Origin of the sequence: Pseudomonas sp. R4-35-07 (genome assembly GCF_003852235.1) — a bacterium.
Taxonomy (GTDB): Bacteria; Pseudomonadota; Gammaproteobacteria; order Pseudomonadales; family Pseudomonadaceae; genus Aquipseudomonas.
In genome coordinates this window covers 3235951-3260782 of sequence record NZ_CP027732.1, presented here as the reverse complement: position 1 = coordinate 3260782, position 24832 = coordinate 3235951, and the positions used below count along the sequence as shown (strand labels likewise).

The following is a 24832-nucleotide window of genomic DNA, read 5'->3' as shown; positions in this document are numbered from 1 at the left end:
GAGCCTTATGTCCTCTTTTGCTGAAATGATCGAAAACATCACCCCGGACATCTACGAGAGCCTCAAGCTCGCCGTGGAAATCGGCAAATGGTCCGACGGCCGCAAGCTCACCGCCGAACAGCGCGAGCTGTCGCTGCAAGCGGTGATTGCCTGGGAACTGCAGAACCTGCCCGAAGACCAGCGCACCGGCTATATGGGCCCGCAGGAATGCGCGTCGAAATCGGCACCGGTGCCGAACATCCTGTTCAAGTCGGATGCGATCCATTGATTGAAATCGGTCGCGGTGCAGTCAGCAAAATGTCGGCGAAACTCGGTGAGCCGACCGTTCAATACGCGTTTCGTCTTGGCGACACCGAGGTTGCGGTCAACCCGTTGATCGGCACCCATATCCGCCTGGAATACCTCGGTGCCATTCATTGCAGCCATTGCGGGCGCAAGACCAAAAACAGCTTCAGCCAGGGTTATTGCTACCCATGCATGACCAAGCTGGCCCAGTGTGACCTGTGCATCATGAGTCCCGAGCGTTGCCATTACGACGCTGGCACCTGCCGCGATCCGAGTTGGGGTGAAACCTTCTGCATGACCGACCACGTGGTCTACCTGGCCAACTCGTCGGGGATCAAGGTCGGCATCACCCGCGCCACGCAGTTGCCGACCCGCTGGCTCGACCAGGGCGCCAGCCAGGCGCTGCCGATCATGCGCGTGGCCACCCGCCAGCAATCGGGCTTTGTCGAAGACCTGTTTCGTAGCCAGGTAGCCGACAAAACCAACTGGCGCGCGCTGCTCAAGGGCGACGCGCAGTCGGTAGACCTCAGGCAGGTACGCGATGAATTGTTCGCCTCCTGCGCCGAAGGCTTGCTGGGGTTGCAGGAACGCTTTGGCCTACAGGCCATCCAAACCATTGCCGACATCGAACCGATCGAGATCCGTTACCCGGTGCAGCAGTACCCGGCCAAGATCGTCAGCTTCAACCTGGATAAGAATCCGATTGCCGAAGGCACGCTGCTGGGGATCAAGGGCCAATACCTGATCTTCGATACCGGCGTGATCAATATTCGTAAATACACGGCCTACCAGCTCGCCGTGCATCAGTAGAGGGATGCCACCCATGCGCACCGAACAACCGAAGATGATCTACCTGAAGGACTATCAGGCGCCGGACTACCTGATCGACGAGACGCACCTGACCTTCGAGTTGTTCGAGGACCACAGCCTGGTCCACGCGCAGCTGGTGATGCGCCGCAACCCCGAACGCGGCGCCGGGCTGCCGCCGTTGGTGCTGGACGGCCAGCAACTGGAGCTGCTGAGCGTCAACCTCGCCGATCAGCCACTGACGGCCGCTGATTACCAGTTGACCGACAGCCACCTGACACTGCAACCACAGAGCGAAACCTTCACCCTCGACACCACGGTCAAGATTCACCCAGAAACCAATACCGCCCTCGAAGGCCTGTACAAATCCGGTGGCATGTTCTGCACCCAGTGCGAGGCCGAAGGCTTCCGCAAGATCACGTACTACCTCGACCGTCCGGACGTGATGAGCGTGTTCACCACCACGGTGATCGCCGAGCAGCATCGCTACCCGGTGCTGCTGTCCAACGGCAACCCGATTGCCAGCGGCCCCGGCGAAGACGGGCGGCACTGGGCGACCTGGGAAGACCCGTTCAAGAAACCGGCCTACCTGTTTGCCCTGGTGGCCGGTGACCTGTGGTGTGTCGAAGACAGCTTCACCACCATGACCCAGCGCGAAGTTGCGCTGCGCATCTACGTCGAGCCGGAAAACATCGACAAGTGCCAGCACGCCATGACCAGCCTGAAAAAATCCATGCGCTGGGATGAAGAGACCTACGGCCGTGAGTACGACCTCGATATCTTCATGATCGTGGCGGTCAACGACTTCAACATGGGCGCCATGGAGAACAAGGGCCTCAATATCTTCAACTCCAGCGCCGTGCTGGCCCGCGCCGAAACCGCCACCGATGCTGCCCACCAGCGTGTCGAAGCGATCGTCGCCCACGAATATTTCCACAACTGGTCGGGCAACCGCGTGACCTGCCGCGACTGGTTCCAGCTGTCGCTCAAGGAAGGCTTTACCGTGTTCCGTGACTCGGGCTTTTCCGCCGACATGAACTCGGCCACGGTCAAGCGCATCCAGGATGTGGCGTACCTGCGTACCCACCAGTTTGCCGAAGACGCCGGCCCCATGGCCCACGCGGTGCGCCCGGACAGTTTTATCGAAATCTCCAATTTCTACACCCTGACCGTGTACGAAAAGGGTTCGGAAGTCGTCGGTATGCTCCACACCTTGCTCGGCGCCGAAGGCTTTCGCAAAGGCAGTGACCTGTATTTCGAGCGCCACGACGGCCAGGCCGTGACCTGCGATGACTTCATCAAGGCCATGGAAGATGCCAACGGCGTCGACCTCAGCCAGTTCAAGCGCTGGTACAGCCAGGCCGGCACGCCGCGTCTGGCGGTGAGCGAGTCCTTTGATGCGGCGGCCAAGACCTACAGCCTGACCTTCCGCCAGAGCTGCCCGCCAACCCCGGACAAGGTGGAAAAACTGCCGTTCGTGATCCCGGTTGAGCTGGGTCTGCTGGACGGCAACGGCGCCGCTATCGCCTTGCGTCTGGACGGTGAAACCACGGCCGGCGCTACCTCCCGCGTGATCTCGGTGACCGAAGCCGAGCAGACCTTCACCTTTGTTGACGTCGCGGAAAAACCGTTGCCTTCACTGCTGCGTGGCTTCTCGGCACCGGTGAAACTGAGCTTCCCGTATGACCGCGACCAATTGATGTTCCTGATGCAGCACGACAGCGACGGCTTCAACCGCTGGGACGCCGGCCAGCAATTGTCGGTGCAGGTGCTGCAGGAACTGATCGGCCAGCATCAGGCCGGGCAGCCGCTGAAGCTCGATCAACGCCTGATCGACGCGTTGCGCACGGTATTGAGCGACGAACGCCTGGACCAGGCCATGGTCGCCGAAATGCTCTCGTTGCCGAGCGAAGCCTACCTGGCCGAAATCAGTGAAGTGGCGGATGTCGATGCCATCCACGCCGCGCGCGAATTTGCCCGTAAGCAACTGGCCGACAACCTGTTCGAAGGGTTGTGGCTGCGCTATCAGGCCAACCGTGACCTGTCCCGGAAAACGCCCTACGTGGCAGAGGCCGAGCACTTTGCCCGGCGCGCCCTGCAGAACATCGCATTGTCCTATTTGATGCTCAGCGGCAAGCCTGAAGTGCTGGCCGCGACGCTGGACCAATTCGACACCAGCGACAACATGACCGAGCGCCTGACGGCCCTGGCCGTGTTGGTGAACTCGCCGTTCGAAGCGGAAAAAGCCCAGGCGCTGGCGGTGTTTGCCGAGAACTTCAAGGACAACCCGCTGGTCATGGATCAATGGTTCAGCGTACAGGCCGGCAGCACCCTGCCGGGCGGGCTGGCGCGGGTCAAGGCGTTGATGGAACACCCGGCGTTCACCATCAAGAACCCGAACAAAGTGCGCGCCCTCATTGGCGCCTTTGCCGGGCAGAACCTGATCAACTTCCATGCGGCGGATGGTTCGGGCTACCGCTTCCTGGCGGACCTGGTGATCCAGCTCAACACGCTGAACCCACAGATTGCGTCGCGCCAGTTGGCACCGCTGACGCGCTGGCGTAAATACGACGCCGCGCGGCAAGCGCTGATGAAGGCAGAACTGGAGCGCATCCTGGGCGCGGGCGAGCTGTCCAGCGATGTGTTCGAGGTGGTTAGCAAGAGCCTTGCCTGACACGCAAAGCCTGAATCACACCCTTCAAAATGTGGGAGGGGGCTTGCCCCCGATGGCAGTGTGTCAGTCACTGGTTAAGCCAGCAGACCCACCGCCATCGGGAGCAAGCCCCCTCCCACATTTTTATTTTGGTGCTGCAAGCGGCGTCAGCACCTCGGCCTTGTCGTCCAGCACCATCACCACCAGCAGCCTGGCGGGCCGGGTCTGGCTGGCGTTGCTCGATTCGAAGTGCCGTGAACCGGCGGGCTCGTAGAACGACTCGCCGGCCTTGTAGGTCACGGCTTTCTCATCGTTGACCCGTGAAGTGACTGCACCTTCCAGCACATAAGCCACGGCAGTGCCGGTGTGGCTGTGGGGCACGGTGGCCTGGCCGGGGGCGTAATCGACGGTGAGCATGATGGTTTTCTTGCCGGGCACGTTAGTCAAGGCGTGCTCCTGTAGCACCTTGAGGGTTTCCTGGTTGTACACCGGCTCATGGGCGTAGGCCGTGAGCGAGGCAAGTACCGCAGCGGTGGCGAGCAGACGTTTCATGATGGGGTTCCACGGGGTTGGAGACCTGTTCACCCTACGCTTGGGGGCAGGATCGACCAATGACCAATCCGCCGGAAAACCCCCTAGCCAATCCGCAACAGGATGTCGCGCACCCTATCCAGCGCCGGGTCGATATCGAGGGTTTCGATGGCACCGAAGCCGAGAATCAGCCCCGCGCGTGGCGCAACGTCGTGGAAAAAACCATCCAGGGGGTACAAACCCACCTCCACCTCACGCGCCTGCTGCATCAATAGCGGGATGTCCACCGGCACTTTGCACAGTGCCGCCAAGTGGAACCCGGCCACCGTCGGCACCGCCTCGAACCAGGGCGACAGGTCGCCCGCCAGGCGCTGCAGGATCCGTTCGCGGCGCCCCGCATACACGCTGTGACAACGGCGGATATGTTTGAGCAGATAGCCTTCGCTGATGAACTTGGCCAGCGCCCATTGCGGCAGGGTAGAGCTGTGCTGGTCGGTCAATTGCTTGGCCTTGAGCACGGCGCCATGGATCGCCGGCGGCAGCACCGCGTAGCCCAGGCGCAACTCGGGCAGCAGGGTTTTCGAAAAGGTCCCGACGTAGGTCACCACGCCTCGCGTGTCCAGGCTTTGCAGGGAGTCGGTGGGACGGCCCTGGTAGCGGAATTCACTGTCGTAGTCGTCTTCGATGATGATCGCGCCGAGTTCGATCGCGCGGTCCAGCAAGGCTTTGCGCCGCGCCAGGCTCATGGGCATGCCGAGGGGAAACTGGTGGGACGGCGTCACATAGACGAGCCGCGTGCCCTCGGGAATCTGGTCGACCTGAATGCCCTGTGCATCGACCGGAACGCTGGCGACCTTCGCCCCCATCGCCACGAACAACTGGCGTGCCGGGCTATAGCCAGGGTCTTCCATGGCGACAATGCTGCCTGGCTCGAGGACCACGCGGGCGATCAGGTCCAGTGCCTGTTGGGCGCCATTGGTCACTACGATGTCACTGGCGCGGCATTTCACTCCGCGTGAAAACGCGATATGCCCGGCGATGGCCTCGCGCAGTGCCGGCAAGCCCTCCGGTTGGCTATAGAAACCGCTGTTCCTGGCGATACGGCGTAACGCATCCTGGGTGCAGCGCCGCCATTCTTCCTGGGGGAACTGACTGCGCGTGGTTGCCCCGCCGATGAATTCGTAGCGCAGGATGTCGCCGCTGGCGGGGTGGTGCATAGGCGAGGGCAGTGCCGCCCATTTGCTCAGGTTGGCGGCGCAAGCCAGGTCGGTGGCGGTCTGTACACGGTCGGGCTGCGGTGCCCAGGCGTTGACGAAAGTGCCTCGGCCAATCCTGCCGACCAGCAGGCCTTCATACGTCAAGGTGGCGTAGGTATCCGAGACCGTTTTGCGCGATACGCCCAATTGCTCGGCGAGCAGCCGACTGGGCGGCAATTGCGCGCCGGCTGACAGTCGCCCGGTGGCGATGGCCTCACGCAGTTGCTGGTAAAGCTGGGCCGCCAGGTCCTTGCGGCCATTGATGACGAGGTGCAGTTCCATGTTTCATCCTGGGGCAGATCGATCTGCGCCAAGGTTACGCGCAAATCGATCGGAAGAAACCCGGCGGCCTCAGGACAGGAAACCACCGTCCACGTTCAACGACACGCCGGTGGTGTAGCTCGACGCATCGCTTGCCAGGAACAGCACCGCGCCGGCCATTTCGCTGGGGTCGGCCACGCGCTTGAGCGGGATCTGCGCCAGGGCCATCTTCAGGATCGCGTCGTTCTTGACCAGCGCCGAGGCGAACTTGGTATCGGTCAAGCCTGGCAGCAGCGCATTGCAACGAATGCCGAATTCGGCGCATTCCTTGGCGAACACTTTGGTCATGTTGATCACGGCGGCCTTGGTCACCGAATAAATGCCCTGGAACACGCCAGGGGAAATGCCGTTGATCGAGGCGACGTTGATGATGCTGCCACCGCCGTTGTCACGCATCAGCTTGCCGGCCTCCACCGACATGAAGAAGTAGCCACGGATGTTCACGTCGACGGTCTTCTGGAACGCGCCGAGGTCAGTGTCCAGCACGTTGCAGAACTGTGGGTTGGTCGCGGCGTTGTTGACCAGGATGTCCAGGCGGCCGAACTGTTCACGGATACCGGCGAACACTTGGGTGATCTGCTCCATTTCACCGATATGGCAGGCCACCGCAGTGGCCTTGCCGCCGTCGGCGATGATCGCGTCGGCAACGTGCTGGCAGCCTTCGAGTTTGCGGCTGGAGACAATCACATGGGCGCCTTGCTGGGCCAGCAGCTTGGCGATGGCCTCGCCGATGCCACGGCTGGCGCCGGAAACGAAAGCGATCTTGCCGTCGAGGTCGAACAGGTGGGTCTTGGACATGAAGGGTTCCTTGTGATTGTTATCAGAGGGCGGATTTGCCGATGACTGCCAGGCTCATCTGTTCCAGCAGCTTATTCATGTGTATGAACTGGGCAAAACGTTTGTCCTGGGTCTGGCCATGGAAGAAACGGTAGTAGATCTGCTGCACAATGCCGGCCAGGCGGAACAGACCGTAGGTGTAGTAGAAGTCGAAATTGTCGATCTGGATGCCCGAGCGTTCGGCGTAGTAGTCGACGAACTGGCGGCGGGTGAGCATGCCGGGCGCATTGCTTGGCTGGCGACGCATCAACTGCACGGGCGCGGGGTCAGCGGCTTCGATCCAGTAGGCGAGGGTGTTGCCCAGGTCCATCAACGGGTCGCCGAGGGTGGTCAGCTCCCAGTCGAGCACGCCGATGATCTGCATGGGGTTGCGCGGATCGAGAATCACATTGTCGAAGCGATAGTCGTTGTGCACGATGCTGGAGGTCGGGTGGTCGGCCGGCATTTTATCGTTGAGCCAGGCGCGCACGGCTTCCCAGCGCGGGGCATCGGGGGTCAGGGCTTTTTCGTAGCGCTCGCTCCAGCCGCGGATCTGGCGTTCCACGTAGCCTTGGGGCTTGCCCAGGTCGGCCAGGCCGCAGGCGGTGTAGTCGACCTGATGCAGTTCGACGAATTTGTCGATAAAGCTTTTGCACAACGCTTCGGTTCGGCTCGCGTCCAGGCCCAGTTCGGCCGGCAGGTCGGAGCGCAAAATAATCCCATTGACCCGTTCCATGACATAGAACTCAGCGCCGATCACCGTTTCATCGGTGCAATGCACGTAGGCCTTGGGGCAGTACGGAAAGCCATCCTTGAGCTGGTTGAGGATGCGATATTCACGCCCCATGTCGTGGGCGGACTTGGCCTTGTGGCCGAATGGCGGGCGACGCAACACGAATTCCTGGTCCGGGTATTCCAGCAGATACGTCAGGTTGGAGGCGCCGCCGGGAAACTGGCTGATCTTGAGCGTGCCGTGCAGGCCGGGAATATGGGCCTTGAGGTAGGGATCGATCAGGCCGGCATCTAGTTCTTCGCCGGGGCGAATCTGGGTCGATTGGTCGTTAAGCGCCATGCTTATCCCTTCTGCTTATTATAAAGGCCTTGGACTATTGGCTAATCTAATGCGCCGCGCCGCCCACCGACAAGGTCGGGGCGGCTTAATAGGTTAGCGTGTTGGGGAATGATCAGCGGGCCTGATCCACGCAAATCACCCGGGCGGTACGGCCCCGCCGCGGGCATTCGCTACGGGTTGCGCGACGGGAGTGTCACGGGGGTCAGTACAGGGCGACCGGCAAAGTATTCCACCAGGTTGTCGGCCACCCGTTGCACGGTGTCGTGGGCGGCTTCGGGCGACAGGCCGGCCACATGGGAGGTCAGCACGGTATTGTTCAGGCGCTTGAGCGCGTCGGGCACCTTGGGCTCGTCGTCGAAGACGTCCAGCGCGGCGCCGCCGATACGTCGCTGTTCCAGCGCAGCCACCAGGTCGGCGGTGACCACCACGCTGCCACGACCGATATTGACCAGATAGCCGTTCGGCCCCAGGGCGTCGAGGGCGTGACGATCGATCAGGTGGCGAGTGCTGGCGCCACCGGGCGTGGCCAGGATCAGGAAATCCGAGGTGCGCGCCAATTCCACGGCGCTTGAGCAGTAGGTGTAATCCACATCATCGCGGGGTTGGCGGTTGTGGTAGCTCACCTCCATGCCAAACCCCAGGGACGCGCGCCTGGCGATCTCCAGGCCTACGGCGCCCAGCCCGAGAATCCCCAGTTGCTTGCCGCCCAGGGAAGGGCGCATCACCTTTGGCCATTCACTGCGGCGCACGGCGGCGTCATTCTGGGGGATACCGCGCACCAGCGACAGCAGCAAGGCCATGGCATGGTCAGCCACCGACGGCGCATTTACCCCGGCGCCGTTAGTCACCACAATCCCACGGTTGGCGGCGGCCTGCAGGTCTACATGTTCGTAGCCGGCACCGATCACGCAGATGATCTCCAGCAGCGGCAGCGCGGCTATTTCCTCGGCATACAGCCCCAGCGGGCCACGGGTGAGCACGGCCTTGATCTGCCCGCCATGGGCCTTGATCGCCTGGGCTCGTTCGACAGGCGTCGGCGCCAGGATCACATGGAAATCATTGCTCTCGATGATTTGCAGGTATTCGTTGATGGTCTCAACCAGGACCAGAACAGTGGTAGTCATGCAAGGTTCTTCCTGAAGTGCTTGAGCGCATGAGTATGCGGGATTTGTAAGACGGAACGTAGGTTGCTGTAGGAGCGAGCTTGCTCTCGAACGAAGTTGAGTGCGCTACGCATTACCGTGCAGCCGGCTCCACCACCTGACCATTCCTCAGCTAAGTCTTTGCTTATGCACGAGAATCCCGGACAATCGCGCCCCTGTTGAGGTCGGGGCGCTGCCTGTCAGGTTTTTCTGACTCGTCCCGGCCGTGTGAATGCGGAGATCCGACCGGATGAATGATCAGGCCAATAGCGTCGATGAACGCTATGCAACGACACCTGCAACGCTCACAAGCTGGAGCCGCCAGGACACCACTTGGATGCTTGGGCTGTTCGGCACCGCCATCGGCGCCGGTACTTTGTTCTTGCCGATCAACGCGGGCCTGGGGGGCTTCTGGCCGCTGGTGATCCTGGCGCTGCTGGCCTTTCCAATGACGTTCTTTGCCCACCGTGGGCTGACCCGTTTCGTACTCTCCGGCCGGGAAGGTTCCGACATTACCGATGTGGTCGAAGAGCATTTCGGCATTAAAGCCGGCGCGTTGATCACCTTGCTGTACTTCTTTGCGATCTTCCCGATCCTGCTGATCTATAGCGTGGCCCTGACCAACACCGTCAGCAGCTTCATGGAACACCAACTGCACATCATGCCGCCGCCTCGGGCAGTCCTGGCGTTTGTGCTGATCCTGGGCTTGCTGGCGGTGGTGCGTTGCGGCGAAAAGGTGATCGTCAAGGCCATGAGCCTGATGGTGTATCCGTTTATCGTTGCCTTGCTGTTCCTCGCCGTGTACCTGGTGCCGCATTGGACGGGCGGCATCCTGAGTACCGCCCGTGAGATTCCGGCGCCGTCGGCCTTGCTCAACACCTTGTGGCTGGCGATTCCGGTGATGGTGTTCTCGTTCAACCACTCGCCGATCATCTCGGCCTTCGCGGTGGACCAGAAACGCCAGTATGGCGCACACGCCGACGAGCGCAGCTCGCAGATCCTGTCTCGCGCGCACCTGTTGATGGTGGTGATGGTGCTGTTCTTCGTGTTCAGCTGCGTGCTGACCCTGTCACCGGCGCAGTTGGCCGAGGCGAAAGCGCAGAACCTGTCGATCCTGTCGTACCTGGCCAACCACTTTGACAACCCGACCATTGCCTTCGCCGCGCCGTTGATTGCATTCGTGGCGATTGCCAAGTCATTCCTGGGCCACTACATCGGTGCCAGCGAAGGCCTCAAGGGCCTGGTGCTGAAGACTGGCCGCCGCCCGGCAGCCAAATCTCTGGACCGCATGACCGCCGCCTTCATGCTGGTGGTGTGCTGGGTCGTCGCCACGCTTAACCCAAGCATCCTCGGCATGATCGAGACCCTGGGTGGGCCGGTGATTGCATCGATCCTGTTCCTGATGCCGATGTACGCCATCCGCAAAGTGCCGGCCATGGCCAAGTACCGGGGGCAGGCGTCGAATGTGTTTGTCACGGCGGTGGGGTTAGTGGCGATTACTGCGTTGGTGTATTCGCTGATGGCTTAAGGTCTGACGCAATCTCCAAGGCTGTCTCAGAACCAAATGTGGGAGGGGGCTTGCTCCCGATAGCGGTATGTCAGTCACCTATGAATTGACTGAACCACTGCTATCGGGAGCAAGCCCCCTCCCACATGTGTTTGGTGGTGTTGCTGGGATTGGATTCCAGGCATGAAAATGCCGCGTATCTCCAGATGGCGATCACTGCTCTGGTTGACTCGCTGATGGCTTAAGGTCTGACACAGCCTGCAAGAGCTACAGAGACCAAATGTGGGAGGGGGCTTGCCCCCGATGGCGGTGTATCAGTCACCTATGAATTGATTGAACCACTGCTATCGGGAGCAAGCCCCCTCCCACATGTGTTTGGTGGTGTTGCTGGGATTGTATTCCAGGCATGAAAATGCCGCGTAGCTCCAGATGGCGATCACTGCTCTGGTTGACTCGCTGATGGCTTAAGGTCTGACACAGCCTGCAAGAGCTACAGAGACCAAATGTGGGAGGGGGCTTGCCCCCGATGGCGGTATGTCAGTCACCTATGAATTGACTGAACCACTGCTATCGGGAGCAAGCCCCCTCCCACATTTGGTTGTATTCCAGGCATAAAAAACGCCGCGTACCTTGCGATACGCGGCGCCTATCACATCAACACACCGTTAAGCTTGAATCACCGGGATGTTGGCGCTTGCCGCGATCTTGCGGAACTCGGCGATCTGGTCGAAGTTCAGGTAGCGGTAGACGTCACTGGCCATGGTGTCCAGTTTCGCCGCGTAGCCCATGTACTCTTCGACGGTCGGCAGGCGACCCAGGGTAGAGGCGACTGCCGCCAGCTCGGCCGAGGCCAGGTAGACGTTGGCGCCATCGCCCAGACGGTTCGGGAAGTTACGGGTCGAGGTCGACACCACGGTCGAATTCGGCTCTACACGTGCCTGGTTACCCATGCACAGCGAGCAGCCCGGCATTTCCATGCGCGCGCCAGCCTTGCCGTAGATGCCGTAGTAGCCTTCTTCGGTCAGCTGGTGGGCGTCCATCTTGGTCGGCGGCGACAGCCACAGACGGGTTGGCAACTGGCCCTTGACCTGCTCCAGCAGCTTACCGGCAGCGCGGAAGTGACCGATGTTGGTCATGCACGAACCGATGAACACTTCGTCGATCTTTTCACCGGCAACGCTCGACAGCAGACGGGCATCGTCCGGGTCGTTCGGTGCGCAGAGGATCGGCTCGTTGATTTCCGACAGGTCGATCTCGATGATTTCGGCGTATTCGGCGTCGGCATCGGCTTCCATCAGCTCCGGGTTGGCAACCCAGGCTTCCATCGCTTGGGCGCGACGTTCCAGGGTGCGTGGATCGCCGTAGCCTTCGCCGATCATCCAGCGCAGCAAGGTGATGTTGGAGTTCAGGTACTCGGTGACGGAGTCCTTGGACAGCTTGATGGTGCAACCGGCAGCCGAACGTTCAGCCGAGGCGTCGGACAGCTCGAAAGCCTGTTCCAGCGTCAGATCGTTCAGGCCTTCGATTTCCAGGATGCGGCCGGAGAAGGCGTTTTTCTTGCCTTTCTTCTCTACGGTCAGCAGGCCAGCCTGGATCGCGTAGTAAGGAATGGCATGCACCAGGTCACGCAGGGTGATGCCAGGCTTCATTTTGCCTTTGAAACGCACCAGGATCGATTCCGGCATGTCCAGCGGCATCACGCCGGTGGCAGCGGCGAACGCGACCAGACCGGAGCCGGCCGGGAACGAGATGCCCATCGGGAAGCGGGTGTGGGAGTCACCACCGGTACCGACGGTGTCCGGCAGCAGCATGCGGTTCAGCCAGCTGTGGATGATGCCGTCGCCTGGACGCAGCGATACACCGCCACGGGTCATGATGAAGTCAGGCAGGGTGTGGTGGGTGGTCACGTCGATCGGCTTTGGATAAGCCGCAGTGTGGCAGAACGACTGCATCACCAGGTCGGTCGAGAAGCCCAGGCACGCCAGGTCTTTGAGTTCATCACGGGTCATTGGACCGGTGGTGTCCTGGGAACCGACGGTGGTCATCTTCGGTTCGCAGTAGGTGCCAGGGCGCACGCCTTTGCCTTCCGGCAGGCCGCACGCCTTGCCGACCATTTTCTGCGCCAGGGTGAAGCCCTTGCCGGTGTCGACAGGCGCTTCAGGCAGCTTGAACAGGTCGGTAGGGCCCAGGCCCAGTTCGGCACGGGCCTTGTCGGTCAGGCCGCGACCGATGATCAGCGGAATACGGCCGCCGGCGCGAACTTCGTCCAACAGCACCGGGGTCTTCATTTCGAAGGTGGTGATGACTTCATCGGTGCCGTGTTTGCAGACTTTGCCAGCATGCGGGTACAGGTCGATCACGTCGCCCATGTGCATGTTGGTGACGTCGAACTCGATCGGCAGTGCGCCCGCATCTTCCATGGTGTTGTAGAAGATCGGAGCGATTTTGCTGCCGAAGCAGAAACCGCCGGCGCGCTTGTTCGGAACAAAGGGAACGTCGTCGCCGAAGAACCACAGCACGGAGTTGGTTGCCGATTTACGCGACGAGCCGGTGCCGACCACGTCGCCGACATAGGCGATCGGGAAGCCTTGGCCGCGCATTTCTTCGATCTGCTTCATCGGGCCGGTCTTGCCTTGCTCGTCCGGTACGATGCCTTCACGGGCCATTTTCAGCATGGCCAGGGCGTGCAGCGGGATGTCAGGGCGCGACCAGGCGTCCGGGGCAGGGGACAGGTCGTCGGTGTTGGTTTCACCGGTGACCTTGAACACGCGCAGGCTGATCTTGTCGGCCAGGGTCGGACGGTTACGGAACCATTCGCCGTCGGCCCAGGATTGGATCACGCCTTTGGCGTGCTCGTTGCCGTTGCGGGCTTTTTCCGCCACGTCGTGGAACGCATCGAACATCAGCAGGGTGTGCTTGAGTTGGGCGGCCGCGACAGGCGCCAGCGTGGCGTCGTCCAGCAGCTCGACCAACGTCACGATGTTGTAGCCGCCTTGCATGGTGCCAAGCAGTTCAACAGCGCGCTTTTTGTCGATCAGGGGGGAGGTGGCTTCACCCTTGGCCAGGGCGGACAGGAAACCGGCCTTGACGTAGGCAGCTTCGTCAACGCCCGGTGGAATGCGGTTGGTGATCAGGTCAACGAGGAATTCTTCTTCGCCAGCCGGGGGATTTTTCAGCAGCTCGACCAGGCCTGCGGTTTGTTCGGCGTTAAGCGGCTGGGGCACGATACCCAGGGCGGCACGCTCTTCGATATGTTTGCGGTAGGCTTCAAGCACAGTTATTACCCTCATCAGTGGTCCCACGGGACGCTCATCCAGGAATGACCGGCACGCGTGCGCTCGGGGGCTTTTTGGGCCGCAAAGCCAGCGCTGCCGACCGTCCTTACAGAAGCTGCTTTCAAAGTTTTACGCCTGCAGAACGGAGCTGATGAGGGTCGGCGCAGTGTTGACCTACCGGGGTCAAACCTGCGCCAACACCGTTCTGAAGGAACGACTGTGCTCGTGACGCTTTGAAAACAGCTTCCAGCGGATTATTGGCGCCTTACAAGGCCGGGTGATTCTACGGCAAAAAAAATCTAAAGGTAAGTTGCGTCACCAAGTTTGCAGGGTGATCAACCTTAGACAAAGGGCTAACATGGCGCACTGTTTCGCTGATCTGCGTGTTTTCGCCCATGTCCAACCAAACCATCAAGACCCCCTGCGTCGGCCTGTGCTCCACGGTCTACGGCGATCTCGTGTGTCGCGGCTGCAAGCGCTTTCACCACGAAGTGATCCAGTGGAATGGCTATAACGAAGAAGAAAAGCGTGCGGTCTGGCTCAGGCTCGAGCAATTGCTGGTGCAGGTGATGGCCGGCAAAATCGAGGTTTTTGCCCCCAAGACCCTGCGCGGGCAGTTGGAACAGCGCAAGATTCGCTTCGTGCCGCACCAGTCCGAGTATTGCTGGGCCTATCAGTTGATTGCGCGTGGGGCGCGGGTGATCAATAACCTGGAGGCCTACGGCATGGTGCTGCTGCCGGAGTTCCGCGACTGGCCCTTGCCAGACCTGCGCGACGCGATTGATCGGGAATTCTTTATCTTGTCCGAGGCGCATTACCAGCGTTATATCGCACCGGGATTCCTGAAGGATGCGCTATCTACCTGACGGTAAAGATCAAAATGTGGGAGGGAGCTTGCCCCCGATAGCGGTGGATCAGTTGGCTTATTCAGTGACTGACACTCAGTCATCGGGGGCAAGCCCCCTCCCACATTTGATCTTCATTGCTTCAGGCTTGGGTGGCGAGCTCTTCAAGATGGTCCATCAGCGTCTGGGGCTTGAGCACCAACACATCGCTTTCCACCGCATCCAGCACCACCTCCGCCGTATTGCCGATCAACGCCCCGGAAATTCCAGTGCGCGCCACGGTGCCGATAATCGTCAGTGCCGCCTGCAACTGGTGGGCGATATGGGGAATCAGCACATCCGCCGGGCCTTCCTTGATATGCAGGTGTGCGTCATCCACATCGAATTCGGCCTGGAAGGCCTGGCACTGCTCGCGATAACGCGCCTCGATGGTTTCCCTGAGTTGAAACGTCGGGTCCGCCGCGGACAGCATCGGCGAGGGGTGTGCGCTGATCACATGCAACTGCGCCTTGGCCAGGCTGGCGATATCAAAGCCGTGGTCGATGATGGAATTGTGCAGCGAGCGGTGTTCGCTGTCGGTATTGCCCACGTCGATGGCCGCCAGAATCACGCCGCCGGCCCAGGGCGTGGCGGTCTTGACCAGCAGCACCGGCGTCGGGCAATAGCGCAGCAGTTTCCAGTCTGCCGGCGTCAGCAGGGCCTTTTTCAGCGGGCTGTCGGCAAAGTGCTGCTTGATCACCAGGCCGCAGCCCTCGGCCTGCTGCACGTCGACGATGGTTGCATGCAGGCTGTCGTTCCACGCCTGTTCGGTCGTGACGCTGTACCCGTCCTCCTGCAGGCCGGATTTGAGCAGGCTCAGCAGCGCCGAATGCTCATGCTTTCTGTCACAGACCAGCAAATGCAGGTGCGCGTCGGTGACCCCGGCGATCAGCTTCGCGCGCTTGAGGGCCAGGCTTTCGGTATGCTCGGGCTCGATGACAACCAGGATGCTGCGGATGGCTTGCATGGTCGGTTCTCCAGGAGTGGGCCTGCAACAACTATAGTTGCTGCACGCGTGCCGTCATCTTGATGTACATCAAGGCCCATGGCTGGTGGTCTGCGGCGTGGTCGGTATAATCGGCGCCCTTTTGTGATCCTTTGCCCGTGAGCCCGATGATCCTGCCCGAAATCCACGAATTCCTCGGTTGCCGCACCCCCGACGCCTGGGTCCAGGCCGCGCTGGCCGACCAGGACACCCTGCTGATCGACCACAAGAACTGCGAATTCAAAGCCGCCAGCACCGCCCTGAGCCTGATCGCCAAGTATCACGGCCACCTCGACCTGATCAATATGATGTCGCGGCTGGCCCGTGAAGAGCTGGTGCACCACGAGCAGGTCATGCGCCTGATGAAAAAACGCAAGGTTGAACTGCGCCAATTGTCCGCTGGCCGCTACGCCTCGGGTTTGCGCAAGGTGGTGCGCAACCATGAGCCGGTCAAACTGGTGGATACCCTGGTGGTGGGGGCATTTATCGAAGCGCGCAGTTGCGAGCGTTTCGAAGCGCTGGTGCCGCATTTGGACGAAGAACTCGGCAAGTTCTACTTCGGCTTGCTCAAAAGCGAAGCGCGGCACTTCCAGGGTTACTTGAAACTGGCCTACCAGTACGGTGACGCCAAGGACATCGCCCAGGTGATCGAGCGGGTGAGGGCGGCCGAGCAGGCGTTGATCGAGTCAGCCGACGTCGAGTTCCGCTTTCACAGTGGCGTGCCAGCCTGAGGCCACGGCTACGCCGATCAAGGCGCTGAATCCGGTCAGCAGCAGGATCACCGTTTGCGTGCCAAGCGGCGCTGCCAGCACCGCAATCAGCAAGCCCGCCAAGGGCTGGGCGAGGTTGTTGAGCAGGGTGATCACTCCCACCGTTTTGCCGAAATCCTGCACCGGAATTACCCGCTGACGGGTGCTGCGCATGTACACGTTGAACATCTTGTCGAAACCGCTCACCAGCAGGAAGCCCACGGCGTACATCCACACGCCGGGGCTGAGGGCGGTGATCAACGCGCCCACGGCAATCATCGAATACGACAGCCCGCCGAGCACCTTCAGCGCCAGGCTCGAGCGTGCGAGGTAAAACAGAATTACCAGGGTGACCACCGCGCCAGCGGCTTGCAGCAGGGCGTAGGCGTCCTTGTCCGCCGCGTATTGCCCGGTGACCAGGGCCGCCGACGTGGCCAGCGTCACGCCGACGATCAGGTTCACACCAATGGCCAGGGTAATGATGCGCTTCAACTCCACCCGGTTGCGGATGTGGCCCAAAGCGGTGCGCAGCGGCTGCAGCCAGAGGCCCGGGTGCTGCGGCTCATGGGGCTGCAGGTGCACGCGGGTGTTGCGCTGCCAGGCCAGCATCGCCAGGTCCGCCAGCACAAACAGTGCGGCGATGCCCAGCACCACCCAAGGCCACGCCCAGATTTCCAGCATCAGCGCCGCCACCAACGGCCCGAGTACCAGGCCGCTCTGGTCGGCGATCTGCGAATAAGACAACGTCTTGGTGTAGGTATAATGCTGGAAAATATGCGGCATCAGCACTTCCCGCGCCATGATGCCCTGGGTGGTCAATACCCCGCACAACGCCGACAGCATCACCAGCCATTGGATACCGTCGAACAGCCCGTACAGCGCCACCGCTACCACGCAGGCCAACGCCCGATACACTTGGCTGACATGCAGGATGCGCACGGGTGAAAACCTGTCGCACAACGCCCCGCACACCGGAAAGGCCAGGTAGCGCGGCAGTGACTCGACAAAGAACGCCAGGCCCGCCCAAGACACACTCTGGGTGGTTTGGAACACGATCAGCGGCACGATGAACAGCAGAATCTGGTCCGCCAGCCGCGACAGGAACAGTGAAACGAAGAACGCCAGGTAATCCTTGCGCATATAACTCCCTGTGAATGGCGTAAAAGAGTGCAGGCTATTTGTTAAAAACTCTTAAAAGCATGAAGCTTGCTGGCACCCTGCGTGCGGCGGCTCCCGTTGGGCAGCTTGCCACCTATACTGCCAGCCTTTCAATCGGCGTTCCTACACTGAGAACTTATGGAAAACCTGGGTCTGGGCAAAGTCCTGCTCGTCGAGGACGATGAGAAGCTGGCAGGGCTGATCGCGCATTTTCTGTCGCAACATGGTTTCGAGGTGCAAGCGGTGCACCGGGGCGATTTGGCCTTGGCGGCGTTCCTGGCGTTCAAACCGAAAATGGTCGTGCTCGACTTGATGTTGCCGGGCCAGAGCGGCCTGCATGTGTGTCGCGAGATCCGCGCAGTGTCCGACACACCGATTGTGATCCTCACCGCCAAGGAAGATGACCTGGACCATATCCTGGGCCTGGAGTCCGGTGCCGATGACTATGTGATCAAACCCATCAAGCCGCCGGTGTTGCTGGCGCGCCTGCGCGCGCTGCAACGTCGGCAAGTGCCCGAGGCGATGGTACGCGATTACCTCGAATTCGGCCGGTTGTCGATCAACCGCAGTTGCCGGGTGGTCAGCCTGGGCGATGAAAAAATCGACCTCACCACCATGGAGTTCGAATTGCTCTGGCTACTGGCGAGCAGCTCGGGAACCATCCTTTCGCGCGACGACATCCTCAACCGCATGCGCGGCATTGCGTTCGATGGCCTGAACCGCAGCGTCGATGTGTACATCAGCAAACTGCGCGGCAAGCTCAATGACAACCCGCGCGAGCCAGTGTGCATCAAGACCATCTGGGGCAAGGGCTACCTGTTCAATCCGTTCGCCTGGGAGATGTAGATGCTGCGCCTGTATCTGCGCTTGTACCTGATTCTCGCGCTTGGGTTGGCCGGTGCGATCTGGTTGGTCAACTATGGCCTGGACGCGTACATGCCCGAGTCCAATGAAACCTATAATCGCGAGGCCCTGCGCGGCCCAGCGTGGGCCCTGGTGGAACAACTGCGGCCGGTGCAGGGCGAGGCGCGCCAGGCGCGTCTGGACCAGCTGCAACCGCATTACGGCCTGCGCCTGCAGCTGGTGCAGCGCGACAGCCAGCACCTGAGCGCGCGCGAACAGGCACTGCTGGCGGCCGGCCAAGTGGTGGTGCGCGAGGACTTCATGAAGTTCCTCGCGCCCATCGACGACGGCCCGCAATTGCTCGAAATCCAATTGCCGGAAGAACCGAAATGGTTGTACCTGTGGGCCTACGGGCTCCTGGGCGTGAGCCTGGCCATTGTGTTGTACTTTTGGGTGCGTCCGCACTGGCGCGACCTGGAGCACATCCGCCTGGCGGCGCAGCGCTTTGGCGACAACGACCTCGGCTCGCGCATCCTGTTGCCGCGTCGCTCCACCGTGCGTGCGCTGGCCGGGCACTTCAACCAGATGGCCGAGCGCATCGAAAGCCTGATCGCCAACCAGCGCGAACTGACCAACGCGGTATCCCACGAGCTGCGCACGCCGATTGCGCGCTTGTCTTTCGAGCTTGACCAGCTCAAGCAGCAGGCCGATCCGCGCCAAAGTCGCGAACTGATCGCCGATATGTACGCCGACCTTGGCGAACTGGAAGAAATGGTCTCCGAGCTGTTGACCTACGCCAGCCTGGAGCGCGGCGCGACCCAGGTCACCCGCGAAAGCATCGAGGCCCACAGTTGGCTGGACAGCGTGATCGGCAGCGTGGCGCTGGAGGCCGAGGCCGCAGGTGTGCAGTTGTCGCTGCGTACCTGTGAGGTCGATGTGATTCGCATCGAGCCACGATTCATGGCGCGCGCGGTGATCAACCTGCTGCGCAACGCCATTCGCTATGCCGACCGGCGGGTTGAAGTGTCGTTGATCAAGTTCGGCAGCGGTTACGAACTGCAGGTCAGCGACGATGGTCCTGGTATTCCGGTCGAGGGCCGCGCCAAAATCTTTGAACCCTTCATGCGCCTGGATTCAAGCCGCGACCGCCGTACCGGCGGCTTCGGCCTGGGCCTGGCGCTGGTCCAGCGGGTCAGCCAATGGCATGGCGGACAGGTGCAGGTGCTGGACTCGGAGTGGGGCGGAGCGTCGTTTCGGATGACCTGGGCGTATGCCGAGTAAGTACCCGTAAATAACGACAAGCCAATGTGGGAGGGGGCTTGCCCTAATGCCAGTCAGTTAAGAAGTAGGAAGGGTAAAAAGTAACCTGTGGCGAGGGAGCTTGCTCCCGCTGGACTGCGCAGCAGTCCCATTGTTTGGGGCCGCTTCGCGCCCCAGCGGGAGCAAGCTCCCTCGCCACAAGTCAGCTCTCGCTCCTGCTACTTCTTAACTGACTGGAGTCAGGGCTTGCCCCCGATTGCGTCCTTTAGAAATTCAACGTGTCGAGGGGCGAGTGCAGACGTTTGAAAGCGTAGCCCGAAGCGCTAAGGCCATTGACCTGACGGCTGACGGTATCGCCCAGGCCATAGCCGCTGCCGGCTACGACCGCGTGGGCGTTATCGACGGGCAGCAGGATGTAGTCGGTCAGGGGCTCATCATGCAGTTGGCCGCGAATCACCAGGAAGCCTTCCTCCAGCCGCACCCTGACGCCGCTCAACGGCGCATCGGGCTCGTGGGTATTGAGCACCTGGTAAGTGCCGACGGTGTCTGCCCACGCCAGGGGCAGCGGCGGTGGCTCGATGCGTTCGCCCACGGCAAGGCGTTGGCCGTGGCTGCGGGCGGTGAGGATCTGCCGGCCCTGTACCCTGACTACGTCTAGTTGCACACGACCGAGTTCGCCAAGGTCTTTCAACCAGAAGCCGAAAACCTTTTTCTGCGCGCGCAGCCAGCCTTGATCGTCGCGCAGCAGCTCGAAATCGCACCCGCCCAGTTCGCCGGATAAACGCCCGTGATCATCCTTGATACGCAACACACCCCATGAGGTCGCGTAGAACCCGGCCAGGCGCTTGCGGTCGACTGCGGCCGGCACTTGGCGCAGCTTGAGGCCGTGGTTCGGGGCCTGGCAGTCGTCGGCACAGACCGCCTTGCCGGTCTGCGCCTGGAGCATCAGGCGCAGGGTGTCGGTGGACAACGACACCACCAGCTGTTCGGCATTGCTGTCATTGGCCATGATGATTACGGCCAGTTGCTGATCCGGAAGCATGCTCAACTGCGCGGCGAAATCATCGCCGCCGCCACTGTGCTGATAGGCCCGTATGCCAGGGCCGACCGGTTCATCCCCGCACGGCGCCAGAAACCAGCCGAGACCCATCTGGCAATCGAAATCCAGGGCGTTGCCGGTGTTCTGCTGGGTGAACATCTCATCGATCGAAGCGCTGCCCAGTACCCGGTTGCCTTTGTAGACCCCTTTGGCGAACAGCATGTGTACGTAATGGCTGAGGTCTTTGGGGCTGGCCCACAGGCTGGCGGCGGCGAGGTCACGGACCTGCGCGTCGTTGCTGGCCTTGCCCTCTTCGTAGCCCAAAGCGCGGTAGCTCAATTGGGTGCCGGTGCCGACGAAACTTGACTGGTTCATTTCCAGAGGCCTGAGCAGGCTGCCTTGCAGTTGCGCCTCGAAGCTTTTACCAGTGCTGCGCTCGATGGCTGCCCCCACCAGGGCGTAGCCCAGATTGGAATACGCCACCTGGGAGCCCGGCGGGCTGCTCAGCCACACGCCCGAAACGCGTTGCGGCATCTGGCCCATGGCGTAGTTACTGCGCAGGTCGCGCAAATGCTCGCTGGGCAAGCCGGATTGATGGCTGAGCAAGCGGCGCAAGGTAATCGCTTGGTCCGCCTCGGCCTGATCGCTGTGAAACCGCGAGCGTACGTGGAACTCGCGCAAGGTTTGCTGAAGCGGCGCATCCAGCCCCAGGCGCTGTTGTTCCACCAGTTGCAAGGCCGCCGTGGCAGTGAGCAACGTAGATATGCCCCCGGCGCGAAACGCCGTGTTGGGGGTGACCGGCACCCCTCGGGCCTTGTCGGCCAGGCCGAAGCCACGGGCCCAGATCAATTCCTGGCCACTGACCAGGGCAATCGACAAGCCCGCCACATTGTCCCGCGCCATCTCACGGGGTATACGGCTTTGCAGGTAGCGGATGATCGCGCCGTAATCGCCTTTTTGAATCGGCGGCGGCACGCTCGATTGCCCCTGGCAACCGAGCGTGCCCAACAGGCAACCGAGCAGCGGGATACCGCGTAACGTGCGAAACATGAAGAGCACCCGGATGGTGGTTTGGATGCTCGAATGTTAGGGCCGTGGCGGCACGCAATCTTTGAGTGCTTTGTCGGGAAACTGTCAAAGACTGTTAACGCCGGCCTCGACCATAGGGATATGTGTCAAGTCAGTTATCCAGGGCAGTCAAGATCGCATGCGCCACTTTCACCCGTTCGGCATTCGGGTAGTTCCTGTTGGCCAGGATCACCACGCCAATATCCCTGCTCGGTACATACGCCACGTAGGCGCCGAAACCATTGGTTGAACCGGTTTTGTTGTAGAGCACATTGGCCGGTTGGGCCTGCGCCGGTTGCAGCCACTTGACGGTGTGCGACTCCAGCGCCATCGGTGTGGAGTTACCCTCTATCAAGGCCTGCTGGGTGATGGGGTAGGGGTAGTATTCCCAACCCAGGCCCTGGGTCATGCCGTCGACGCTGTAGTAACCGTTGTGTGTGGTGGCGATCGCCTGTTGCAGCGGCGCGCTCAAGGTTTTGGGGTGCAGGTTGAGCATCACGTAGCGCGCCAGGTCCTGGGTGCTGGTCTTGATGCCGTAGGCTTCGCTGTCGAGTGCGCCTGGGCCCACGCGCACGGGTTTGTCCTGCTTATCGTAGCCTTGGGCGTAGCGGCCCAGCTTGTCGGCGGGTACGTTGAGGTAGGTGTTCTTCAAGCCCAGCGCCGGCAGCAAGGTCTGTTCCATGACGACATTGAACGGCTGGCCCAGGCTTTTGGCCGCGAGGTAGCCGAACAGGCCGATGCTCGGGTTGGAGTAGAGGCGTCGCGTACCGGGGGTGTCGGTGGGTTGCCAGTGCCTGTAGTAATCGAGCATGGTCGCGGCGCTGTCGGCCGCACCTGGGAACTGCAGCGGCAGGCCGCCTGCGGTGTAGGTCGCCAGTTGCAACAGGCTGATGTGATCGAACGCACTGCCGGCCAGTTCGGCCCAGTGCTGACTGGCGCGGTCCGACAGCTTCAACTTGCCACTGGCCTGGGCATAGCCCCCGAGGGTTGAAGTGAAGGTCTTGGACACTGAGCCGACTTCGAACAGGGTGTCTTGCGTGACGGGCTGCTTGCCTTCCCTGGACGCCACGCCGTAGTTAAAGTATTGCGCCTGACCATCCTTCACCACGGCCACCGACAGCCCGACGATGCCCTGTTGCTGCATCAGCGGTTTGACGCGACTGTCCACCACTTCGCGCAGGTCGGTCGCAGCCATGCACGGAGCAGCAACCAGCAGTAATGCTGAAATCAGTAGGCTTCGTACGCTAAAACGGGATTTTTCTTGCATAGTATTTTCGCTTTCTTGTAACGGATGGACTAAGGCTGAGAGCCTGCGCGGGCGCTGCCAATCTAGGCGTTATTAGTCGCTGATACAAACGATGTCGCCGAACAGCTGCACACGCCGGCCGACCTGTTGAAACACACATTGCTGCGCTCTTACCGCACCGATGAATGGAGCCTGTGGTTCCAGGCTGCCGGGCTGCCGGTCGATACCCCTGGTACCGCGCAGCATCGTGTTCGATTCGTCGCTGGCGATGATGGAAGCGGCGCTGGAGGGCCTCGGCGTGGCACTGGCGCCGGCGATGATGTTTTCGCGGCAATTGGAGAGTGACGTGATTCGCCAGCCGTTCGCGGTGGGGATAACCACCGGCAGTTACTGGCTGACGCGCTTGCAGTCGCGGGCTGAGACGCCAGCGATGCTGGCGTTCAAGGGATGGTTGCAGGCGATTGCTGCCTGATGTGCATAGGTATCTACACAACTTTGGTGTAGCCCTGAACCTGTGACGGCTCAGAAGCCGAAGCCTCTCTAACTGACGCCCCGCGCCCTAAATGTGGGAGGGGGCTTGCCCCCGATGGCGGCCTGACAGCCGACCAGGATGCTGGATCAGGGCGAGTACATATCCGTTGCTGCGGTAACGGCGGCTTAGGGTTCCGCCCTTACGGCGTCTCACTTTTGAAAAGCGCAAAAGTAAGCAAAACGCTCTTGCCCCACCACTCGGCACCTCGCCTAGGCTCGGTGTGCCCGTAATCCGACATTGATTTGGGGGGCCGCCGCCACGCGCCATCCATGGCGCGGGGCGGCTAAACCGGCATCCCTGCCGGTTTACCCCCCAAATCAATATCGAATTCCGGCCAGCGTGGTTTAACGGGGCGCCTAGATCAAAAGCAAGATCAAGAGCGACTCGCTTCGCATCGTGGTTACCGTTGTTGGATTGTATCTAAGCAAGGTATTTGCGGAACCATCCCAGGGTGCGCTCCCAGGCCAGGTTCGCTGCTGCCTCGTCATAACGCGGCGTCGAATCGTTGTGAAAGCCGTGGTTGGCTCCCGGGTAGATAAATGCCTCATACGTCGTGCCGGCGGCTTTAAGCGCCTGATCGTAGGCCGGCCAACCTTCGTTGATGCGCGCATCCAGCTCCCCGTAATGCAGCAGGATCGGTGCCTTGATGCGGGGTACGTCCTTGGCCTCGGGTTGACGCCCGTAGAACGATACGGCCGCCGCCAGTTCCGGGTAGGCCACCGCCGCCGCATTGGTCACGCCACCGCCATAGCAGAAACCGGTGATGCCGACTTTGCCGGTGCTGCTGTCGTGGTGCATCAGCCATTCAATGGCCGCGAAAAAGTCGTTCATCAGTTTGGTGGGGTCGACGGTCTGCTGCAGGGCCACGCCTTTTTCATCGTTGCCGGGGTAGCCGCCCACCGAGGTCAGGCCATCGGGCGCCAGGGCGATAAAGCCGGCTTTGGCCAGGCGCCGCGCCACGTCTTCGATATACGGATTCAGGCCACGGTTCTCATGCACGACCACCACCGCAGGCAGTTTGCCGGCGGCCTTGGCCGGGCGCACCAGGTAGCCGCGCACCGTGCCGTTACCCTTGGGTGACGGGTACGTGATGTAGTCGGCAACGATAGCGGGGTCGGTGAATTTCACCTGTTCGGCGAGTGCGTAGTTGGGGCTCAGGGCGGCGAGCAGGGCCGAGGCGGTCAGGCCACCGAAGGTAAACAGCGCGGCGCGGTCGAGGAATTCGCGGCGGTTCAGCGTACCGTGGGCGTAGCCATCGTAGAGTTCCAGCAGTTCGGGAGCGAAGTCTTTGGCGGTGAGACGAGTCATCGGTGCAGTCCTCGGTTAGCGGTTGCCGTCAAATGTAGACCAGGATCAACCCGTGCGGCCACGGGCGCGGACGCCATTTCTGTTTAGCAGCCCCT

At 61.3% G+C, this 24832-nt stretch carries 19 protein-coding genes and 2 pseudogenes; 9 read left to right on the top strand and 12 right to left on the bottom strand.

The window, feature by feature from the left end; translation table 11 throughout:
* Nucleotides 1-7 precede the first annotated feature (7 nt).
* Genes C4J89_RS14845 through pepN form a run of 3 tightly spaced genes read left to right on the top strand, consistent with a single transcriptional unit; the run spans nt 8 to nt 3766 of the window.
* Nucleotides 8-268, top strand: a complete 261-nt coding sequence (locus C4J89_RS14845) for a YeaC family protein (protein ID WP_124367263.1) — start codon at nt 8-10, stop codon at nt 266-268.
* Nucleotides 265-1095, top strand: a complete 831-nt coding sequence (locus C4J89_RS14840; protein ID WP_164484543.1) for a DUF2797 domain-containing protein — start codon at nt 265-267, stop codon at nt 1093-1095. Before C4J89_RS14845 ends, C4J89_RS14840 begins: the two co-directional genes overlap by 4 nt.
* A gap of 13 nt (nt 1096-1108) precedes the next feature.
* Nucleotides 1109-3766, top strand: coding sequence for an aminopeptidase N (gene pepN, locus C4J89_RS14835; protein ID WP_124414858.1), 2658 nt, complete (start codon nt 1109-1111; stop codon nt 3764-3766).
* Nucleotides 3767-3889: 123 nt separating this feature from the next.
* Here pepN and C4J89_RS14830 read toward each other — a convergent pair whose 3' ends face one another.
* From C4J89_RS14830 to C4J89_RS14810, 5 genes are all read right to left on the bottom strand, one after another.
* Entirely contained in the window at nt 3890-4297 is a 408-nt protein-coding gene (locus C4J89_RS14830) for a cupin domain-containing protein (RefSeq protein WP_124414857.1), read from the bottom strand.
* 83 nt (nt 4298-4380) lie between these two features.
* Nucleotides 4381-5814 carry a PLP-dependent aminotransferase family protein gene (locus C4J89_RS14825; RefSeq protein WP_124414856.1) on the bottom strand — a complete coding sequence of 478 codons (1434 nt, stop codon included), beginning with the start codon at nt 5812-5814 and terminating at the stop codon, nt 4381-4383.
* A 69-nt stretch (nt 5815-5883) separates the two neighbouring features.
* Nucleotides 5884-6651: an SDR family oxidoreductase gene (locus C4J89_RS14820; RefSeq protein WP_124363102.1), complete on the bottom strand. Its 768-nt coding sequence runs from the start codon at nt 6649-6651 to the stop codon at nt 5884-5886.
* Nucleotides 6652-6673: 22 nt separating this feature from the next.
* On the bottom strand, nt 6674-7741 hold the full coding sequence (locus C4J89_RS14815; RefSeq protein ID WP_124363101.1) for a phosphotransferase family protein: 1068 nt from the start codon (nt 7739-7741) through the stop codon (nt 6674-6676).
* A 170-nt stretch (nt 7742-7911) separates the two neighbouring features.
* Entirely contained in the window at nt 7912-8865 is a 954-nt protein-coding gene (locus C4J89_RS14810; protein WP_124414855.1) for a 2-hydroxyacid dehydrogenase, read from the bottom strand.
* A 268-nt stretch (nt 8866-9133) separates the two neighbouring features.
* Here C4J89_RS14810 and C4J89_RS14805 point away from each other — a divergent pair, with 268 nt between their 5' ends.
* Nucleotides 9134-10411 (top strand): serine/threonine transporter, encoded by a 1278-nt coding sequence (locus C4J89_RS14805; RefSeq protein ID WP_124363099.1) that lies wholly within the window; start codon nt 9134-9136, stop codon nt 10409-10411.
* A gap of 644 nt (nt 10412-11055) precedes the next feature.
* Here C4J89_RS14805 and acnB read toward each other — a convergent pair.
* Nucleotides 11056-13665 (bottom strand): bifunctional aconitate hydratase 2/2-methylisocitrate dehydratase, encoded by a 2610-nt coding sequence (acnB, locus tag C4J89_RS14800; protein WP_124372434.1) that lies wholly within the window; start codon nt 13663-13665, stop codon nt 11056-11058.
* A 395-nt stretch (nt 13666-14060) separates the two neighbouring features.
* On the opposite strand from acnB, the gene C4J89_RS14795 reads away from it, so the two are divergent.
* On the top strand, nt 14061-14531 hold the full coding sequence (locus C4J89_RS14795; protein WP_124414854.1) for a DUF1289 domain-containing protein: 471 nt from the start codon (nt 14061-14063) through the stop codon (nt 14529-14531).
* 121 nt (nt 14532-14652) lie between these two features.
* On the opposite strand, the gene C4J89_RS14790 is transcribed toward C4J89_RS14795, so the two are convergent.
* Entirely contained in the window at nt 14653-15516 is an 864-nt protein-coding gene (locus C4J89_RS14790; protein WP_124414853.1) for a universal stress protein, read from the bottom strand.
* A gap of 146 nt (nt 15517-15662) precedes the next feature.
* On the opposite strand from C4J89_RS14790, the gene C4J89_RS14785 reads away from it, so the two are divergent.
* On the top strand, nt 15663-16265 hold the full coding sequence (locus C4J89_RS14785; protein WP_124363096.1) for a tRNA-(ms[2]io[6]A)-hydroxylase: 603 nt from the start codon (nt 15663-15665) through the stop codon (nt 16263-16265).
* Here C4J89_RS14785 and C4J89_RS14780 read toward each other — a convergent pair.
* Nucleotides 16221-17423 (bottom strand): MFS transporter, encoded by a 1203-nt coding sequence (locus C4J89_RS14780; protein ID WP_124414852.1) that lies wholly within the window; start codon nt 17421-17423, stop codon nt 16221-16223. The two genes, C4J89_RS14785 and C4J89_RS14780, sit on opposite strands and share 45 nt — an antisense overlap.
* 156 nt (nt 17424-17579) lie before the next feature.
* On the opposite strand from C4J89_RS14780, the gene C4J89_RS14775 reads away from it, so the two are divergent.
* Together C4J89_RS14775 and C4J89_RS14770 are read left to right on the top strand one after the other, a co-directional pair.
* Nucleotides 17580-18287, top strand: a complete 708-nt coding sequence (locus C4J89_RS14775; protein ID WP_124414851.1) for a response regulator — start codon at nt 17580-17582, stop codon at nt 18285-18287.
* Nucleotides 18288-19565 (top strand): ATP-binding protein, encoded by a 1278-nt coding sequence (locus C4J89_RS14770; RefSeq protein ID WP_124363093.1) that lies wholly within the window; start codon nt 18288-18290, stop codon nt 19563-19565. It begins immediately after the preceding gene.
* A gap of 84 nt (nt 19566-19649) precedes the next feature.
* On the opposite strand, the pseudogene C4J89_RS27505 reads toward C4J89_RS14770, so the two are convergent.
* The 3 genes and pseudogenes from C4J89_RS27505 to ampC form a co-directional block, all read right to left on the bottom strand.
* A pseudogene (locus tag C4J89_RS27505) lies at nt 19650-19745 on the bottom strand (N-acetyltransferase); the annotation flags it as partial.
* Between the two features lie 64 nt (nt 19746-19809).
* Nucleotides 19810-21633 (bottom strand): serine hydrolase, encoded by a 1824-nt coding sequence (locus C4J89_RS14765; RefSeq protein ID WP_124414850.1) that lies wholly within the window; start codon nt 21631-21633, stop codon nt 19810-19812.
* A gap of 130 nt (nt 21634-21763) precedes the next feature.
* Nucleotides 21764-22918 carry a class C beta-lactamase gene (ampC, locus tag C4J89_RS14760; protein ID WP_124414849.1) on the bottom strand — a complete coding sequence of 385 codons (1155 nt, stop codon included), beginning with the start codon at nt 22916-22918 and terminating at the stop codon, nt 21764-21766.
* 93 nt (nt 22919-23011) lie between these two features.
* Here ampC and C4J89_RS14755 point away from each other — a divergent pair.
* Nucleotides 23012-23369, top strand: a pseudogene (locus C4J89_RS14755) (LysR substrate-binding domain-containing protein); the annotation flags it as partial.
* 480 nt (nt 23370-23849) lie between these two features.
* Here the strand turns inward: C4J89_RS14755 and yghX are convergent.
* On the bottom strand, nt 23850-24737 hold the full coding sequence (gene yghX / locus C4J89_RS14750; protein ID WP_124414848.1) for a YghX family hydrolase: 888 nt from the start codon (nt 24735-24737) through the stop codon (nt 23850-23852).
* Nucleotides 24738-24832 lie beyond the last annotated feature (95 nt).

Coding starts and splice junctions, on each gene's coding strand:
- C4J89_RS14845 (WP_124367263.1), top strand. CDS start 8: ATGTCCTCTTTTGCTGAAATGATCGAAAACATCACCCCGGACATCTAC.
- pepN (WP_124414858.1), top strand. CDS start 1,109: ATGCGCACCGAACAACCGAAGATGATCTACCTGAAGGACTATCAGGCG.
- C4J89_RS14830 (WP_124414857.1), bottom strand. CDS start 4,297: ATGAAACGTCTGCTCGCCACCGCTGCGGTACTTGCCTCGCTCACGGCC.
- C4J89_RS14825 (WP_124414856.1), bottom strand. CDS start 5,814: ATGGAACTGCACCTCGTCATCAATGGCCGCAAGGACCTGGCGGCCCAG.
- C4J89_RS14820 (WP_124363102.1), bottom strand. CDS start 6,651: ATGTCCAAGACCCACCTGTTCGACCTCGACGGCAAGATCGCTTTCGTT.
- C4J89_RS14815 (WP_124363101.1), bottom strand. CDS start 7,741: ATGGCGCTTAACGACCAATCGACCCAGATTCGCCCCGGCGAAGAACTA.
- C4J89_RS14810 (WP_124414855.1), bottom strand. CDS start 8,865: ATGACTACCACTGTTCTGGTCCTGGTTGAGACCATCAACGAATACCTG.
- C4J89_RS14805 (WP_124363099.1), top strand. CDS start 9,134: ATGAATGATCAGGCCAATAGCGTCGATGAACGCTATGCAACGACACCT.
- C4J89_RS14795 (WP_124414854.1), top strand. CDS start 14,061: ATGTCCAACCAAACCATCAAGACCCCCTGCGTCGGCCTGTGCTCCACG.
- C4J89_RS14790 (WP_124414853.1), bottom strand. CDS start 15,516: ATGCAAGCCATCCGCAGCATCCTGGTTGTCATCGAGCCCGAGCATACC.
- C4J89_RS14785 (WP_124363096.1), top strand. CDS start 15,663: ATGATCCTGCCCGAAATCCACGAATTCCTCGGTTGCCGCACCCCCGAC.
- C4J89_RS14780 (WP_124414852.1), bottom strand. CDS start 17,423: ATGCGCAAGGATTACCTGGCGTTCTTCGTTTCACTGTTCCTGTCGCGG.
- C4J89_RS14775 (WP_124414851.1), top strand. CDS start 17,580: ATGGAAAACCTGGGTCTGGGCAAAGTCCTGCTCGTCGAGGACGATGAG.
- C4J89_RS14770 (WP_124363093.1), top strand. CDS start 18,288: ATGCTGCGCCTGTATCTGCGCTTGTACCTGATTCTCGCGCTTGGGTTG.
- C4J89_RS14765 (WP_124414850.1), bottom strand. CDS start 21,633: ATGTTTCGCACGTTACGCGGTATCCCGCTGCTCGGTTGCCTGTTGGGC.
- ampC (WP_124414849.1), bottom strand. CDS start 22,918: ATGCAAGAAAAATCCCGTTTTAGCGTACGAAGCCTACTGATTTCAGCA.
- yghX (WP_124414848.1), bottom strand. CDS start 24,737: ATGACTCGTCTCACCGCCAAAGACTTCGCTCCCGAACTGCTGGAACTC.